Here is a 17,018-nt window from a genome sequence, read left to right as displayed (position 1 = left end):
TATGGTATGAATTATAAAATTACTGATCTTGAACCATTTGGTGTGCTCTTAGAACCTCTGAGCAAAAAAAAGAATGTGGGAGATCTCGATATAGAGAGTTTACGGCATTTATTTGGGAAGAATCAACTCGTTGTATTGAGAGGGTTTGAGACATTTCAGAATGCAGAAGATTTTTCTAACTATTGCGAACTCTGGGGAGAAGTGAGTGTCTGGCCATTTGGAAAGGTACTTGAATTAATTGAGCAAGATGCCCCCGAAGATCACATTTTTGATCATAGTTACATGCCATTGCATTGGGATGGCATGTATCGCCCTCAAGTCCCTGAGTATCAGATTTTTCATTGTGTCAAAGCACCTTTGCCTGGCCAAGGAGGAAAAACAACTTTTTCAAATACCATTTTAGTTTTAAAACATACACCTTCTGAAATAAAAGAACTTTGGCATAAAGTAACTGGTACCTATCAAAGAAAAATGAAATTTTATAATAGCAAAACAATATCACCAATCATTACGAAGCACCCTCAAAAAGATTTTCCTGTCATTCGCTACAATGAGCCCCCCTCTCAAGATAAAGGCCATTTCGTAAACCCGCCAGATCTTGAATTTACGGGCGCTAGTCATGAAGAATTAGATATCTTTCATAAAAGTCTAGAAAAAGCGCTTTATTCTCCTGGTAATTTTTATGCCCATGAATGGCAAACTGGAGATGTAGTCATTGCAGATAATTTTTCACTCTTACATGGTAGAGAAGGCTTCACCTCTAAGTCTCCTCGTCATATTCAACGAGTTCATGTTTTGAGTAACCCTCCTTTTGATAACCCCGGTTTGGAATCTTACGAATGAACATACAAGTAGCAGATATTGTAATAGTTGGAGCAGGTCCGGTAGGACTCATGTGTGCTTACTTAGGACAACTTTGTGGAATGCAAACTGTTATTGTCGATAAGTCTGATGGTCCCTTAGAAGTTGGAAGAGCCGATGCTCTTAATGCACGTACGTTACAACTTCTTGAATTAGTTGATTTATTTGATGAGCTCTATCCCTTGGGAAAGACATGCAATACCAGTGCTGTGTGGGCGGATGGTAAATTTATTTCACGTCAATCCTCTTGGTGGGATGAACTTCAAGGCTGCTTCCATAAACATTTCCTTATGCTTGGACAGTCCTATGTAGAAAAGCTGTTAGATAGGAAGCTTAAAGAGATTGGAACATCGGTAAAACGTTCCACTGCAGCTGAGAACATTGAGCTCAATAAAGAGGGATGCCTCACAACGCTTTCCAATAAAGAAAGTATTCAATCACGTTATGTGATTGGTACCGATGGATCTCGTTCTTTCGTTCGCAATCATTTTAAAATACCTTTTGAAATCATACGCCCCCAAATTATATGGGCTGTAATCGATGGCATCATAGACACAGATTTTCTAAAAGTTCCTGAAATCATCGTTTTTCAAGCAGAAACCTCAGATGTGGCATGGATTCCCAGAGAGGGAGAAATTGATAGATTTTACGTAAGAATGGACACTAAGGACTTTACCCTAGAAGAGGCAATTGACAAAATTAATCATGCGATGCAGCCTCATACCCTCCGTTTTAAAGAAATCGTGTGGTTTTCACAATTTTCAGTCAAAGAATCTTTAGCCGAGAAATTTTGCGTGCAAGATCGCATTTTTCTTGCTGGCGATGCATGTCATATTCATTCAGTAAACGGAGGACAAGGTCTTAATACAGGTCTTGCAGATGCATTTAATCTCATATGGAAGTTAAATATGGTTATCAATTTTGGGGCTTCTCCACAACTTTTGCAAAGCTATGAAAACGAGCGTAAACCGGTTGCTCAAAGTGTGATTGAAACTTCCGGGGAACTTGTGCGTTCAACTAAGTATTCGCAGAACGGGACCCACGCCCAGGATTATGTAAAGATTGTACAAAAACGTGCGGGTAATATCACTGGGATGGGCATTTGTTATGGTCATCAAGAGCGCAATGGCTCTCGCCTTTTTGACTTTGAAATTTTTAATGGAATCGTTAAAACCCGACTTTATTCTCTTTTAGATTATACCAAATTTACCCTCTTAATTTTTAATGATGGTGCAGTTGAGCTAAACGTACCTGAATTTATAAAAGTTATTCAAATTTATTCATATGAACAGCAGGCAAACTATTGGACCCAGAACACTCAATATAGAAACCATGCAATTTTGGTCAGGCCGGATTCCTATATTGAATCGTCCACGCCGTTAGATAAAGTTGAATCTCTATTTGATTGGAGTTTTGACAAAACTCCAATCATGTTAATGAAAAATTCAAATAAGGAGGCAGTACGTGAATAGACCCGTGGTCATTGTTAATCCATTGTCATCAGGAATAGATTTAGCTCCTGCTTTTAAAGCTCGAGGAATACCGGCCATTGCAGTCACTTTTAAATCCTTAGAAGAAATTGGATTTGGATTAAAAGTTCAAACTTCAGATTTTATCGAAATTATTCCTAACCATCCAAACCTGGTCGAGGTTATTAGAAAGTACAATCCTATTGCGATTATTCCTGGTGACGAATTAGGGATTTCTGTGGCAGAACACCTGACTGAGATTTTAACGCCTCAATTCGCCAATGACCCCAAAAAATCGCTTAATCGATTACACAAAGCCCTTATGCAAAATGCTTTGAAAGAAGCTGGCGTTCCTGTTCTTAAAACGCTCAATACGTCATCGGAACATGAAGTGGATACCTGGATTAAGGAAAACGGATTAGTTGATGCTCCGCTTGTAATTAAACCGCCAATGTCTGCCGGTAGTGATAAGGTTTTTCACATTCCAGCAAAAGGAGATTGGAAAATGGCCTTCAATCGAGTTATGACCGAACCATCTCAAATTACTGGAGCGATTAGCGAAACCGTTGTCGTGCAAGAACAAGCTATTGGTACAGAATTTGCCATCGGAACTGTAAGTGCTCATGGAAAACACTATTTAGCGCATTTAATTAAATATAATAAAACCTCATTTAATAATCGTAACACGGTTTACGACTATGTTGAATTTGTGCCCTATAGTGAAAAAGTGTATGGGGAGTTATTTGCTTATACCCAAAAGGCGCTGGATGCTTTGGGAATTCGTTGGGGTGCTACGCACACTGAAATTATGCTTACGAAGCAAGGACCGCGCCTTATAGAAACAGGTGCTCGAATGTGCGGCGGTCCAGTTGTGAGGTTTGCACGAGCAGCGACCGGTAGTAGTCAAGCTGATAAATTAGTTGAAATCTATATTGATGGTGATGTACTCACTAAACAATATGTATTCAAAAAATCGGTTATCCCCGTTTTTTTGAAAGCGTTCGCGCAAGGAATAATATCAAATGCTGAAGCTCTTGCTGAAATTTCTAAATTACCGACCTTTCTCAGTGAACATATTTGGTTTAAAAATGGGGATCTGGTACCCCAGACTGTAGATTATCTCACGAGTATTGGCATTATTGGACTAGCTGGTGACCGCGAATCAATTTTATTAGATTACGAAAAAATTCGAAACATGGAATCGAAATTAGTTATTCATAAAATATAAATTATAAAAAAGGATTGATGGAATTCAACAATAATACTTAGCAATCTGTTTATGCTAACCTAGCATTATTTCTAGTACGTTTTTATAAGGAAATATGTGAATAAAAATAACAAATGTCCAATTGCTGTTGTGGCGGAAAATACACCAGCACGTAAGAAACCTTCTGTTTATCCAGAACCATTTGCTTCCATGATGGCTGGGCGAGAAAAACATCCATTAGGTGATCTATTTGGAATAAAAAAATTTGGTGTAAATTTAACTCGACTTGCTCCAGGTGCACAATCTGCATTACTCCATCGGCATTCAGTACAAGAAGAATTTATTTTTATTTTGGAAGGACAACCATCATTAGTGACTGATGTTGATGAACTTCCATTACAACCAGGAATGTGTGCTGGATTTACTCCTGATGGTGTAGCACATAAATTAATAAATCGCACATCAAGCGATGTTATTTACCTTGAAATTGGCGATCGAACTGAAGGTGATAAGGTAAGTTATCCTACTGACGATTTAGTCGCAATTTTTGATTCTAATGGGCACTGGCAATTTTCTCGTAAAAATGGTGAACCCTATTAAAGAAAGTTTCATGAATTATTCTGATAGATAAGAAGTTAATTTCAGGAAAAGACTTAATTTTTGTCTAATAAATGTCAAGACTGGTTTTGTAAGCATTCACGCCTCATGCACCGAAAGGCTGCTGGCGCAACCCCCATTCAAATCCTTGCACCAAGAGGCAAGCATGCTCCACTGACAGATACCTGGTTTTAATCTGGTAATCATATCGATCCAAAAAAATCAAATTGATTTAAAATTACACCAATGGTATAATTTTAAATCGTTGTGAGTTGGTATAACCGTAGCTTTTATGATCCCTGAAAAACTCTTAACCTATACAAAAACAATTTTTGAATATTCCCATAGTACCGTATACATCAAAGATAAAAATTGTCATTACCAGTATATGAATAATAATGGGCTCAAGCAATTGCAATTACAAGAAAAAGATATTCTTGGCATGCCCGATAAAGCACTTCCTTTTGGAAAATATGCTGATTTTTATAATAGTCATGATTACTGCGCCATGGAAGAAATTATTTATTTTCAATTGGACGATTGTCTTGCTAAAAATGGCGAAAAAATCTTTGCCTTATCTCACAAATTACCGCTTAAAGATGAGGATGGAAAAACGCATGGAGTCATTGGTTTTACGAAATTTATGAATTTCCATGAACTGATTAGTAACATCAATTCGAAAAATACCTTTTTAGCACCTAATCTTAAAATCAATATTGATGTTGATGATTGGTTAAAAACAACGATTAATTTGTCGCAAAGAGAGATGGAAGTTTTGTATTATTTTTTACAAGGAAAAACCATCAAGCTTATTGCTCCATTGCTTCATATTACTGAAAGAACGGTTATTTTTCATCTTAATAATATAAAAAGCAAATGGGGTTGTTACAATAAAGAAGATATATACACTAAATCTTTTGAAAAAGGCTTGAAAAATCTTACACTTATCTGGGATTTGTTAGCAATGCGCTCCTAACAATCCCAGAGCAACAATGAATATATTATAATTTACAGCCTGAGTTGGTTAAATTTTGATAGTTTATATCCTCTAAGAAGTCATTTATTTTTCTCATAATATTAGCTTCGCTTCTATGTAAAGGCTTATTCTGATGATGACTCAAGAACCTGTATAATGCTTGAGGTATGTCTTGTGATTCATTGTCATTCATTATTTGTTTTAATTCATTCATCATTTTTTGTAGAGTTGTAAAGCGACCGATTGTTTTTTTAAAAATTGTATTACTGCGATAATGAGAATATTGACAAGGAAGATACTCTAATAACTCCTGAAAATCTCTTTTGATATTCTGTTGAATATTTAATTGTTTCAGATGAGAAATTTTTGCGTTTTCAATTGGATTTTGAAAAAAGCGAAGATTATTCACATTTGAGTGATTCTCTATTGGGCATTGAGGTAATTTAAGCATCGGTGCGTTAATAGACACCAGTTGCTTAAATTGATTTATTGCGGAATCAATATCTGTTCTATCCTCTTGCTTTTCCGCTAACATGCGCCTTAAAAAGGGTTCTACCCATTTAGCATTTTCAGGCAAATTAAGGTTTTTTGCTGCATACCTGCTTTTGTTAAAAGGATTAACACTTAAATAGTTGTCAGTACTTTCACCCCATAAGAAGGCAATTACTCTTCCCATTGAAAAAATATCAGCTTTATTATCATGCTGTAAGCCAGTAAATATTTCAGGTGCTGCCCAAAGTTCGCTTCCAGGAAATAGCTCATCTTCTTCGCCTGCTTTTTTTGCAAGTCCATAATCAAAAATATTCACTTCAATAGGTTCAGCTATTTTAACATGAATATTCTCAGGCTTTATATCTCGATGAATAATCCCTTTATCAATTACCTGGTTTTTCAAAGCCAATAATAAAGCATAGGTTATCTTAATTCGTTGATTATCAGTAAGATAATTAGGATTATCCATTAATTTATAAAAGATACTCTCTAAATTCTTCCCTGGCATTCGTTTCATCGTAAGATAACATTTATTATTATCATAGACAGGTGGTTTTATGCTTAAGTGTCCTGCTTTTCGACAAAAATCAAATTCTTTTTCAATTAAATTTTCTATATTTAATTCACTATAATTTCTTTTAAGTTTCTCTAAATTAAATTCCTTGGTTACAAAGTCCTTATGATGAGTAGATTTTTTAACTATTCCAGTTTCATCTTGTCGATACAGAGTAATAGGATAAACAGAAGCGAACCCACCTTTTCCTATTGGTTTGTTTTCAATAACGGAAAAAAGATGCCCTTGTTTTGCCTGTCCTTTTTTATCAAATTGATTTCGGGAACCACCTATAATTCTTCCAGTATGAGGAAGTATCTCCTGTTCTTGTAATTCATTGATTATTTCTTTTATATTACTATCAAGCATGTTTAAATTACTCCAAAATAGTTACTAATGGTATTTGCTATCTCTTCTAAGTTGAGAAAATAAGTCAAATTTTAATCATTTTGATTTAAAAAAGTAACTGTTAAAATCCAACAGTTATGGCACTTATTCTTTTTGCTTATAATCACGCCGGGTGCTTATTTCTGCCTTTATCACTTTTAAACTATAGGACTTAATCTATGAAAATTACTGGAACAATTAAGATGATCCAAACACCTGGACGAACAGATAGATTTGTGAAAAAGCAACTACCCAATGATTATTTCTTAGCACTTGAAATTACTGATATTAATGGGAGTCCCATTTCAACTTTAGCGAGTGTTTTCAATACACTAAAACCTAATTTTCCCTCAATTCAAGTTAATAATGAAGAAGTGAATGATTTGTTTGAAACCTATAAATTAGCCGCAGGTATGACCGATGTATGCCATCTTTCTCTTGCTTATTTTGGCGATTTTAGAATAGGAAGAAATACGGATAACGATCTTGATCAACAAAAGATTGATACCGCTTATGAAGAATTAGATGGCCAGAAAGTATCCTTTGAAATCAATGGATGCCCTTTCCAAATCGTCTCAACAAGTAAAGAATTCAATAAAATAAACACTGAAGCTAACTTAGCTTTTGCGCCAGTTGTGGGTAGTTGTAGAGATACTATTGTAAATCTTTTACCCAATAAAGAAATCCAGGAGATGTTTTCTAATAAACTTTCATGTGTATTTGGTGAAGGATTTAAAATTTGGAATAGTCAGAAAAAGGAAATTCCATTTCATGTCACTATTGCACAAACTGATAAGTTAAATTTAAAGTTAGCTGCACTTCAGGATAATTTAGAAAATGTGGAAATGACTCGCTCCCTAGCCCTATAAATACTAGGCAACGTTCCTAAAGTTTTATTATAGTTTTTCCAGACCGAATCGGCGCCCAGATTTTTCAAATTATTGCGATCTGCCCCCTCTCCCGCGCAAGGAATTTGAAAAAAATCTATCTATTCCACTGTTAAAACATGACAGTTATTTATCTCATTAGACTTGCGTATAATTGAAAAAAAATCAACCTTTATGATCTTTTAATGATTATTGGATTAAATTATTTAACTTAATCAGGAGTTAACGATGACCAAAGAACTAGTTTTTATTGATTGGGATGATACATTAGTCAATAGAGAAAATGCAGAGGATTTTGAATCAGTAACAGACGAAAACAATACTCTTTATCAAATTTCTCCTATGTTCATTGGAGCTGTAGAGGCACTGAAACAACTACAAGAAAAATATCATGTTGTGATCGTCAGTTCACGCGGAGAGTTAAATAAATTAAGACAACTTCAATTACAAAGTTATGGTCTAGAGTCTTCTGTTTTGCCATTAGACAATTTCGCATTTGAAGAGAATGATACTCGTTTATTATTTACTAGGTATGGTGAAACAAACTTCCTTGATAAAGCAAGTTTCATTTTATATATCCAAAAAATGAGCGGAAATAAGATAAAAGTGTTTATCGATGATGATCATACAGAAATAGAAGCGGCACAGACAAAAGGAATTCCCACTATCCACGCGACCCATAAAAATTACCTGGAAAAATCAGAGCAATTTTTTGCAGGCTTAATTCATCAAGTAGATAATATGGAACTTTCTCATATTTTTAATAAAATAGCCGCTGAAATACGTAGCAATTCTCGTTCAATACACTTTGGAAGCAAGATTGCTGGTTTCTTTTCACTTCATCTACGTGCAGCAGACAGTTTAGAAATTTTGGCCTCAAAATTACAAAAAAAACCTGCCAGCGATGTGAGTGAAGAATTAAACCAATATCTTGAAAAAATAGCTTATGATCCAAATAAAAAAGGGGATATAACCGCAAGTTTAACTAAAGCTAAAACAGCAATAGATAACCATATGTCAGCCCCGATTGACACCAAAGATAATCAACAATTTCTCAATAGAATGCGTTAACAATTGATCTCCACCACCTAGGTGCCTTGGCATGTCCTAGGCCCTACTGCCATCTATCCTTATTCCGACGTCCTCTACTTGTTCGCGGGATCTCGATTTATAAAGTTTAAAATGCAACGAATAGCTTTTCACTTGCAAGTACTTAATTTAATATGGATTATTTACATCTAAATCAATAAGAAATTCACAAGTGAGAATTCAAAATGAGACTCTGGATGCGGTACATACCTAGAAGATTTTATGGAGCAATCTTTTTATTAGCCGTAAACCCTATTCTTTTTGCAAAAGCAATCATTGATATTGATGTTCTCAATACTGTAAAACACTCGAAAAGATTAGAAGTAAATCACACTCCTTTATCACTCCTCGTTTTTTTCCATAATCCTTCAGAAAAAGAATCTTTTATTGAGAAAATTAAAAAAATTCAGGGAGTACGAGTACAAGATTTAGGTTTCATGCCTGCTGTGGCAATACAACTTCCCAGGGATAGTAATTTGGTCGAGCAAATTGCTAATTTTGATGCCGCCGCGCAAATCTCTTCACATAAAGCAGCCGAAACTGAATTAGATATTACAACACAAGCTTTAAAACTAGCACCCTCTTCTTTTTATCCTAATGTAGATAATTGGTGGGCTCATGGCTATACAGGACAAAAAGGAATTATTGGTATTATCGATACAGGAGTAGATCCCTTACATCCTGCTTTATCCAACAAAAGGTTAATTGTCCGCCAAGATGTAGGCTCAGGATATTCCAATCATATTAACGGTGTAAAAGAACCCCATGCCACAGGTGTAGCTTGTATTTATGCGAGTAGCCATGAAAAATACAAAGGTATAGCTTATGGAGCATCGACTATTATTTCTGGATTAGCAGGAGAAGAAACAGCAGATCCAGCCAGTATTTTACTCACGATGGAAACATTAGATTGGATGTTAAACCGTTCTGAAGTGAAACCTACCCTCATTAATTACAGCATGGGAAACGGCAAATTGGATTTAAATTGCCCTTCTTGTCCTGAGTGGAGTGGGCTTGCAAAAGTCATTGACTATGTCGTAAATACAAAAAAAATCCTCTGGGTAAAATCAGCCGGAAATGCTGGATATATAGAAGCAACACACCAATTACCTTATGCGTCGACACTAACTGTTCCTGGTGACAACTATAATGGGTTGACTATAGCGAATATGAATACACTTGTCCTAGAAAATGATGCCGTGGTTAAAACTGCCGACAGAAAAAAACACCACATTAGAAATACAAGTAGTCGAGGCCCTACCCCTTTTGGTAGGCGGAAACCTGATTTAACTGCCCCTGGTCATGATACAATGACTTGTGCTCCTGATCCGAAAGTTTATGGTTTTATTTATTCCAATACGATGAATTATAAAGATGGTTATCGTCTCATGGGGGGAACTAGCTCTGCGGCGCCACATGTAGGTGCTGCTGCCCTATTGTTACAAGATGCAGGAATTCAGGATCCTATGGCAATTAAGGCATTACTTATCAATAGTGCCGATACTTGGACTGATGCAGGAAGTGCTGACTCCAAACACTCTAAAATCATGGGCTCAGCCTGGAATAGAACTTACGGCTGGGGTTATCTCAATATGGAAAAGGCGTTTCAACAAAGAAACAATATTGTAGAAAATGAACTCACTGTAGAAAACCCGGTGTGGGAGTACCGTACTGTACTTAAAAAAGGAGAAAAAGTTACTTTAGTACATGAGCGACGAGTAGGATATACTCCTGATGGATACGAGTGGAAACTCAGTCACTTAGAATTAACTGTTTTCGATCTAAAAAATCAAAAAGTGATTGATAAAGACAGCAGCTCCGTAGATACAGTGCATCAGGTTGCAAATTGTAAACGCGAATTGTATGACATCAAATGTTCCGAAGACAGCCACACTACTGAGGTTTTAATACAAGTTAAGTTGCTAAGCAAAACCATTGATGGTAGCTCTATTGAACCTTTTGCTATTGTAGTTCCACCAGCAAAAGTTAAAGCGGGTACTCTGTAAAACGCTCAAATAAGTCTGCTCTTTATGCTATAGTTTTCATATCTTAATTCGTTAGAGAAGCTTAGGCATGCACAAGGAATATCAAGGTGTTATCACGCGTTTTCTTCGTAAAGATGAGCGACTTATTTTATCTGAAGAACAACAAATGCCGTTGGTTATCGAGGCAGACAAAGCAGTTGATCTCGAATTTTTGCAGCAATTTCTACAATCTTATTCCAGTCAAATTATTCAGGATATGGCTCAATATGGCGCCGTGCTTTTAAGAGGATTTAATATTGAAACTGATGAACAATTTGAAAATATTATTTTAAGTATTTCTGAGTTTCGTGGTATTAGTGAAGCATTTATGTCTGAAAATGGTCGCGTCCATGTTGGTGATCTTCAATATGTTTTACATACCAACTCTATTTATAAAACCGGGGGGACATTATATCTTGGAGGATTTCATACTGAAAATTATTATTCTGCTGATGTCCCCAGTTATTTATGTTTTTGCTGTTTTCAACCTTCAGCATTAGGCGGAGAAACCGGTTTAATCAATACACAAAAAATTTACACTCATTTACCTAAAGAATTAAAAGAAAAATTAGAAAAGAATTCGTTTTTTGTATGCCAATGGTCAATTAAAGAGATCGCAGAAAGGTATCAGATCACCGAAGATGAAGTCAAAAAACAATGCGAACGGTTTGCTCTTCCTATTGAAGGAGAAGGAAATGAGTCGTTTGCCGTAATGTATAAACCAAGCGTTTTAGAACATCCCTTGACTCAAGAAAAAGCATTGCAAATTAATCTGTTTGAACTTGCAAGTTTGAATTATGAATTAAGAAAGTGTTTTATGAATGATTATAAAGGTAAGAAATGGCTTTGGCATCGTTTCTTTTGGAAACTACCCACCCCTATTTTTAATTCGATAGAATTTCTGGCTATTCTTTTTATTTCTTTTTTTCATTCACCAAAGAATTCTTATAAAATTTTGCGCACCAAATTTTATAATTTTAAAGCAGCAAGAAAAAATAAGCTTAGGTCATCCAATAAAAAAAAGGTAGGAAGCTGTTTTAATCATCAAGAGGTGACTGCTCTTGCACAAACAATGCGTCAGTATTATTCTTCATGTATCTGGAAAAAAGGAGATGTATTGCTCATTGATAATAAAAAAGTAATGCATGCCGGAATGCCAGGATTAGGTTCTCGATTGATTCGAGCAATGATTTGTAATCCTTTGGATATGAATTATTATTCTTCAGCACCAGGTACTTTAGTCGCTACTGAACGAATGACAGAAACTTTAGGTGCCTCAATGACTACCAAACCGACGAATTAATATTGGCGCATATTTTGATCATTTGACTTTTAAAATAGGAAAAAGAGGAGTTAGATCTCTTTATGCGTCGCTCTTGGCCCTACCCCATTAATTGCTTTGTACTGCTAATGATAGAGTTAATGATGTATCCCCCATTATCTGCACAAATTCTTGCGCTATTTTCTTTTTGAACTCTGGTGTTAAATTTGCTGAAATTACCAAATAATAGATTTTTTGATCTTCATCATATAAAAAACATGCTTCAAAAATATAATCGATGGCCAATAAGTCTCTCTGCGGCAGATCGGCACCCTGACTTTTAAAACCAAATAACTGAGTTTGGTTTTCATCATGAGCTAGAAAATTATTTCTGACATTCAGATTGATAACAAAATAATGATTGCGTTTAAACAACATTAAACGACTGATACAACGTTGCAATATCTTGCGATAAATAAGCGGTGTTTGCAGAATTTTGGTAAACACTGGCGTTACTAACTTGATTAAAGAGCTTTGGATTTTTTTCTTTTTTGTATTTAAGGTGCTCACTGCACTCAATTTTATAAGATTGGAACAATGTTGATGGTTACTGGTTTCAATGATTGATTGCTGAATTTGCTGCGATAAACTTTCTAGAGTCCCATTATTGTCTAAAGCAATTTTAACAGGCTCAACTCTTAAGAAACAGCCAATAGAATTATCATAAGCGGGATTATCTCGTGTTGATTTAATAATGTTCATTACCATGAACGGTTTATCATTTCTAGAATTGCTACAACAATTACGTAAGGCCAATGCTAGTACAGTGCATAAGCCATTATTCATACTAATATGATGCTGCTCACAAAAGTGTTTTAACTTACTCAAGGCTTCAGTGGGTATTGGCATGTAGGTTGAATAAGCAAGTTTCTCTTTTTTCATGTCACTGACGACATACTTTTTAGGAAAAGCGAAGAAAGAAGCATTTTGCAAATATTTTTCCCAAAACTGAACATCCTTCTCTAAAAAATTTTCAAGTAATTGCTGTTCAGTAAGAATATATTTTTTAAAATGCATATCAACTTCTATTGCTTGTAATAGCTCACTTGTCCTGTAAGTAGTAAGTTGTTCTCTTTCATTAAATTTCAGTTTCTGAAGGTAGAATTTAGATAAGTCACTAAATAAAATATCCACCGATGCATTATCAGAAATTAAATGAGGCATACAAACTTGCAACTCTGATTCATGTTTATTTAAGTAAAAAAGACGAGCTACAATCAAAGGAACATTTTTAGACCAACGTTTAAAATTCTCCAGTTCTTGCATTGATTGCTCGAGATTTTGTTCCACTTTTGCAGCGGATAAAGTACTAAGATCTTTTGTAATCAGTTTAATGGATAAATTTTTACTTGCTTTTTGTTTAGGTTGTAACTTAAAAACACGATAAATAAGCACCTCATGCTTTTTTAAAACGGCTTGAAAAGCAAAATCTAACGCTTCTTTATCAAAATGGCCTTGCACGCGCTTTCTAGCAATAATATTTAATCTTTTGGCTTTAGGCTCAAAAGTATCAGCCATCCACAGCACAAATTGGAAATCACTTAATGGTGTTGTTTCTAGTGTCTTTTCATTCACAATAATTTTTCTAATTCTTTTTGTGCGTTGAAGCACTGGGATTAAATCAGCAATACACGTAGTTTTATAAAAATCATAAAGTGTAATATTTCTTTTTAGGGTATGATTTATCTTAGACACCAGACGTGCAGCAGAAAGAGAATGTCCGCCAAGCTCAAAAAAATTATCTTTTAAACCGACTAATTTCACCCCTAATTCTTCCGACCAAATACGAGCAAGCTGTTTTTCTAAAGCGGTTACAGGTTCAATATAATCATGAGTTATATGCATTTTAGGTACAGATAAAGCTGATTTATCTAACTTTCCATTTGCAGTTAAGGGTAAAAAATCCACCCTTATAAAAGCTGAAGGAATCATATAATCAGGAATTTGTTTTTCTAAAAATTGACGTACTTGTGCGGCAGTTAGTTCGGTATTTTTATTGTCTAAAACATAATAAGCTACTAGTTGTTGTTCTTTTTGTTCATTTTCTTGCGTCACCACTGCAACTGACTTAATTAAAGAATGGGCTGCTAGACAGTTTTCTACCTCTCTTGGTTCCACACGAAAACCTCGTATTTTGACTTGATCATCTATACGCCCAAAATATTCAATCACACCATCAGTGCGTTTTCGGCATAAATCCCCCGTTTTATAAAAACGAGCTTCTGGTTCCTGGTTGAAAGAATGCTGAATAAATTGCTTTTGAGTTAAATCCGGACGATTTAAATAACCCCGTGCAAGGCAAACTCCACCAATAGCCAGTTCACCTTTTTCACCATCAGCTACTGGTTGATGGTATTTATCAAGAATATGATAGGAAATCTGCGGTCCCACCGTACCGATAGGTACATAAGTATCAAAATCAGTAAAATTATCGCGTTGCACTTTATATACTGAAACCGCAACAGTTGCTTCTGTCGGTCCATATTCATTATATAATATATGTTCAGGATACAAGCTAAGCCAGGCTTTACATTCAGCAGCAGCAAGATGTTCACCGCCTAAAATAATCGACTTTAGGTGGGGTAAGGCAATAAAATTGTTTTTGGTTTCTTGAACTAAGAGTTTAAAATAACTTGGAGTTAGCTTAATCACATTAATTTGTGACCTTGCTAAATTGGTTAAATAAGCTTTAGGATCTTTTTTTATTTCTGCATCACAAATAACAATGGTTAAACCTAACATAAGTGGTGCTAAAGAAACAGAAACTGCCATATCAAAAATAGGGCTAGCAGAAAAATCCACTCGTTGTTGCACTTGACTTTGAGTATATTCTCCAAGCCATTGACAATAATTTATAATGGAACGGTGTTCGATGAGCACGCCTTTAGGTGCACCTGTAGAACCTGATGTGTAAATAATATAAGCAAGTTGCTGTTCAGAGATAAACGTTGATGGATTATTGTCAGGTTGCTGCTCGAGCAATGCGTGACTTTTATCTAAGAAAACTATCTTCCTCTGATATTGTGAAAATTTATGAGCAGAGGCAGCTTGAGTAATTAAAATCGGGGCTTGACTATCATTTAAAAGAAACAAAAGACGCTCTTCAGGTTGTGAAGCATCAATAGGCAAGTAAGCACCCCCAGCTTTTAAAATAGCTATTATGGAGATTAAAAAATCAAAAGAACGCTCGAAACACACAGCAACAGGTGTATCCGCATTAAGTCCCATGCTTCGTAAATAATGTGCAAGTTGATTCGCTTGTTGATTTAATTGAGCGTAAGTGAGAATTTTTTGGCCATGAATTGCGGCAATATGATGGGGAAACTGAGCTGTATATGCCTCAAACCTACTGGGCATTGTATTTTTATTATCCATTTTGATATACCTTGTCCTTATCATTTGGGTAATACACAACCTTGCCATTTAGGTAAATACCAGCTCCATTCTTAAAACATCGCTATAGTAGCTGGTGCTCACAAGACATCTAAAAGAGTAACAACACTACCTAATCCAAATGCTTTAACCATTAATCTAAAGTACTAAGACTAAATCAATTCATTAAAACTACTTTTAATAGTTAAGAAAACTGAGCTGAATAATATTAAAAGTATATGATATGAAAATACCATTATCCATTTTATGGCGTGAGAACAATAAACAATAGATCTTATGTACGACATGGATACTGGACACAGCTACATCAGTTAAAGAAAACTCTACCGTTGTGTAAGGTCAAAGCTCTGTAACCTATAGTCGAAACAAGCAACATAATCCATTTAAGATTATTCAATTTTTCTTTGTAATCCCTTCCTTCAATTTACAATCAAAATGAAATGATTAAATCCAAAGAGAAAAATAATAATGCCAAATGAATTATATTCAATCGAATTTAATGTTTCCTTAATGTTTAGAATATATCATATTGGATCACTATTTAATCTTTATGTGTTGTTTTTATATAAAAAGGATTTTTAATTAACCAAAAGTCAAAAGATTAAATAGATAAAGATTACAAATATTGGAGTATCATTATGCCTCACCCCCTGACAAGTAAGATTTTGAATATATTATCTGAACATCGAAAAATTCCTGACAATGAAAAAGAAAGTCATACAGTCACCGAATTTTCAGATGCAATCATCAATAAAGTAGATAATATGGTACTGGAAGGAAAAAAAATACGACTTGTGGCACCAGCCTTCCCAGAAAAAGCGCCAGTACGAGGAAAAACCCTAGGGGACACGCCTGATATGGCCGAATTAGTCTCCTTACAACACCTAAATAATGTCTGTAAGAAAATAGAGGCTGTTTATGGCCCTGGAGCCGAAATTGTAATCTATACAGACGGATTTGCATTTGCAGAGGTATTTCCTGATATTCATACCAAAGAAAAACGTGAAATCTATCTCGCAAAATTAAATGAAATGATAGAAAAAAATGATTTAAAAAACATTAAAATTATTAACTTAGCAGGTACTGTTGATTTAAACAAATATGCAGAAACTGAAACCAGCTTCAGACAAAGGGTTTCAAAACCTAAGAATGATGATGATATAAATAGCCTTAATTTATATCGAGGCCAAATTCAATTTTTTACAACTGAACTAAGTATGGGCTATCCAGAAAAGTCCAAATCAAAAGTTAAAAAAGAGGCTGAAATCATTTCTCGTGGTGTTGCGCGTATGAGTAATGCACTTAGCAAATATTTATCAGTAATTGAGCCTGAAGCACTGCGATTGTCATGTCATCCTAAAACAATAGCTACTGACAAAATTGGTATATGGTTTAATGAAGATCATGCTCCCGGTGGTACTCCTTGGCATAATGCAGCAGTTTATGAGATCAGTGAAACAACGAAGAAATGTGTAGTCTCCTTTATGAAAGCACAAGAGGCTCGCGAAAAGGGTTATCGTTTACAAGTGGATAAGGAAGGAAAACCAAGCCACTTTGAATCAGAAAGCATCTATCGCCATGCATGTACATTACAGTCTTTTTTTAAATCAATACATAATAAAAAAATGTCTGCAGAAACGCCCAAAGAGCCCATACCCTCAAGTAAACTAGATCTTTTTTAATCAAATTTCGGGTTGGTCTTGTTAAATGACCAACCCAAAAACATCTTATTACTTATTCTTCCCTTGCTCTATTTAAATTA

General features: G+C 35.2%; 12 protein-coding genes. 10 read left to right on the top strand and 2 right to left on the bottom strand.

The genetic code is table 11. The features are described 5' to 3' along the window. Positions 1 to 6: 6 nt before the first annotated feature. The 5 genes from DYH34_RS06510 to DYH34_RS06490 all read left to right on the top strand — a co-directional run bounded on the left by DYH34_RS06510 (position 7) and on the right by DYH34_RS06490 (position 5,110). Positions 7 to 843 carry a TauD/TfdA dioxygenase family protein gene (locus DYH34_RS06510; protein ID WP_058466088.1) on the top strand — a complete coding sequence of 279 codons (837 nt, stop codon included), beginning with the start codon at positions 7 to 9 and terminating at the stop codon, positions 841 to 843. Beyond that, the gene (locus DYH34_RS06505) at positions 840 to 2,333 is read left to right on the top strand and encodes an FAD-binding protein (RefSeq protein WP_058466087.1); all 1,494 of its coding nucleotides are present in this window, start codon (positions 840 to 842) and stop codon (positions 2,331 to 2,333) included. Before DYH34_RS06510 ends, DYH34_RS06505 begins: the two co-directional genes overlap by 4 nt. Beyond that, positions 2,326 to 3,558: an ATP-grasp domain-containing protein gene (locus tag DYH34_RS06500; protein ID WP_058466086.1), complete on the top strand. Its 1,233-nt coding sequence runs from the start codon at positions 2,326 to 2,328 to the stop codon at positions 3,556 to 3,558. The genes DYH34_RS06505 and DYH34_RS06500 overlap by 8 nt, the downstream gene beginning before the upstream one ends. A 96-nt stretch (positions 3,559 to 3,654) precedes the next feature. Beyond that, positions 3,655 to 4,137, top strand: a complete 483-nt coding sequence (locus DYH34_RS06495) for a cupin domain-containing protein (protein ID WP_058466085.1) — start codon at positions 3,655 to 3,657, stop codon at positions 4,135 to 4,137. A 289-nt stretch (positions 4,138 to 4,426) separates the two neighbouring features. Then, positions 4,427 to 5,110, top strand: coding sequence for a LuxR C-terminal-related transcriptional regulator (locus DYH34_RS06490; RefSeq protein WP_058466084.1), 684 nt, complete (start codon positions 4,427 to 4,429; stop codon positions 5,108 to 5,110). Positions 5,111 to 5,135: 25 nt separating this feature from the next. Here the strand turns inward: DYH34_RS06490 and DYH34_RS06485 are convergent, their stop codons facing one another. Beyond that, positions 5,136 to 6,524, bottom strand: a complete 1,389-nt coding sequence (locus DYH34_RS06485; RefSeq protein WP_058466083.1) for a protein kinase domain-containing protein — start codon at positions 6,522 to 6,524, stop codon at positions 5,136 to 5,138. A gap of 197 nt (positions 6,525 to 6,721) precedes the next feature. Between DYH34_RS06485 and DYH34_RS06480 the strand changes: the two genes are divergently transcribed. The 4 genes from DYH34_RS06480 to DYH34_RS06465 all read left to right on the top strand — a co-directional run bounded on the left by DYH34_RS06480 (position 6,722) and on the right by DYH34_RS06465 (position 11,845). Further along, the gene (locus DYH34_RS06480; protein WP_058466082.1) at positions 6,722 to 7,411 is read left to right on the top strand and encodes a hypothetical protein; all 690 of its coding nucleotides are present in this window, start codon (positions 6,722 to 6,724) and stop codon (positions 7,409 to 7,411) included. Between the two features lie 246 nt (positions 7,412 to 7,657). Beyond that, the gene (locus DYH34_RS06475; protein ID WP_058466081.1) at positions 7,658 to 8,500 is read left to right on the top strand and encodes an HAD family hydrolase; all 843 of its coding nucleotides are present in this window, start codon (positions 7,658 to 7,660) and stop codon (positions 8,498 to 8,500) included. 215 nt (positions 8,501 to 8,715) lie between these two features. Then, a complete protein-coding gene (locus tag DYH34_RS06470) occupies positions 8,716 to 10,524 on the top strand; it encodes a S8 family serine peptidase (RefSeq protein WP_058466080.1) in 1,809 nt (602 codons plus the stop codon). Between the two features lie 67 nt (positions 10,525 to 10,591). Further along, entirely contained in the window at positions 10,592 to 11,845 is a 1,254-nt protein-coding gene (locus DYH34_RS06465) for a TauD/TfdA family dioxygenase (protein WP_058466079.1), read from the top strand. Between the two features lie 87 nt (positions 11,846 to 11,932). Here the strand turns inward: DYH34_RS06465 and DYH34_RS06460 are convergent, their stop codons facing one another. After that, positions 11,933 to 15,238 carry a non-ribosomal peptide synthetase gene (locus DYH34_RS06460; protein WP_238589561.1) on the bottom strand — a complete coding sequence of 1,102 codons (3,306 nt, stop codon included), beginning with the start codon at positions 15,236 to 15,238 and terminating at the stop codon, positions 11,933 to 11,935. Between the two features lie 656 nt (positions 15,239 to 15,894). Between DYH34_RS06460 and DYH34_RS06455 the strand changes: the two genes are divergently transcribed. After that, entirely contained in the window at positions 15,895 to 16,938 is a 1,044-nt protein-coding gene (locus DYH34_RS06455) for an L-tyrosine/L-tryptophan isonitrile synthase family protein (RefSeq protein WP_058466077.1), read from the top strand. The last annotated feature ends 80 nt before the right edge of the window (positions 16,939 to 17,018 follow it).

It is taken from the genome of Legionella cincinnatiensis, from assembly GCF_900452415.1.
Taxonomy (GTDB): Bacteria; Pseudomonadota; Gammaproteobacteria; order Legionellales; family Legionellaceae; genus Legionella; species Legionella cincinnatiensis.
The sequence above is the reverse complement of the archived record's forward strand: the minus strand, read 5'-3'. Positions and strand labels throughout refer to the sequence as shown.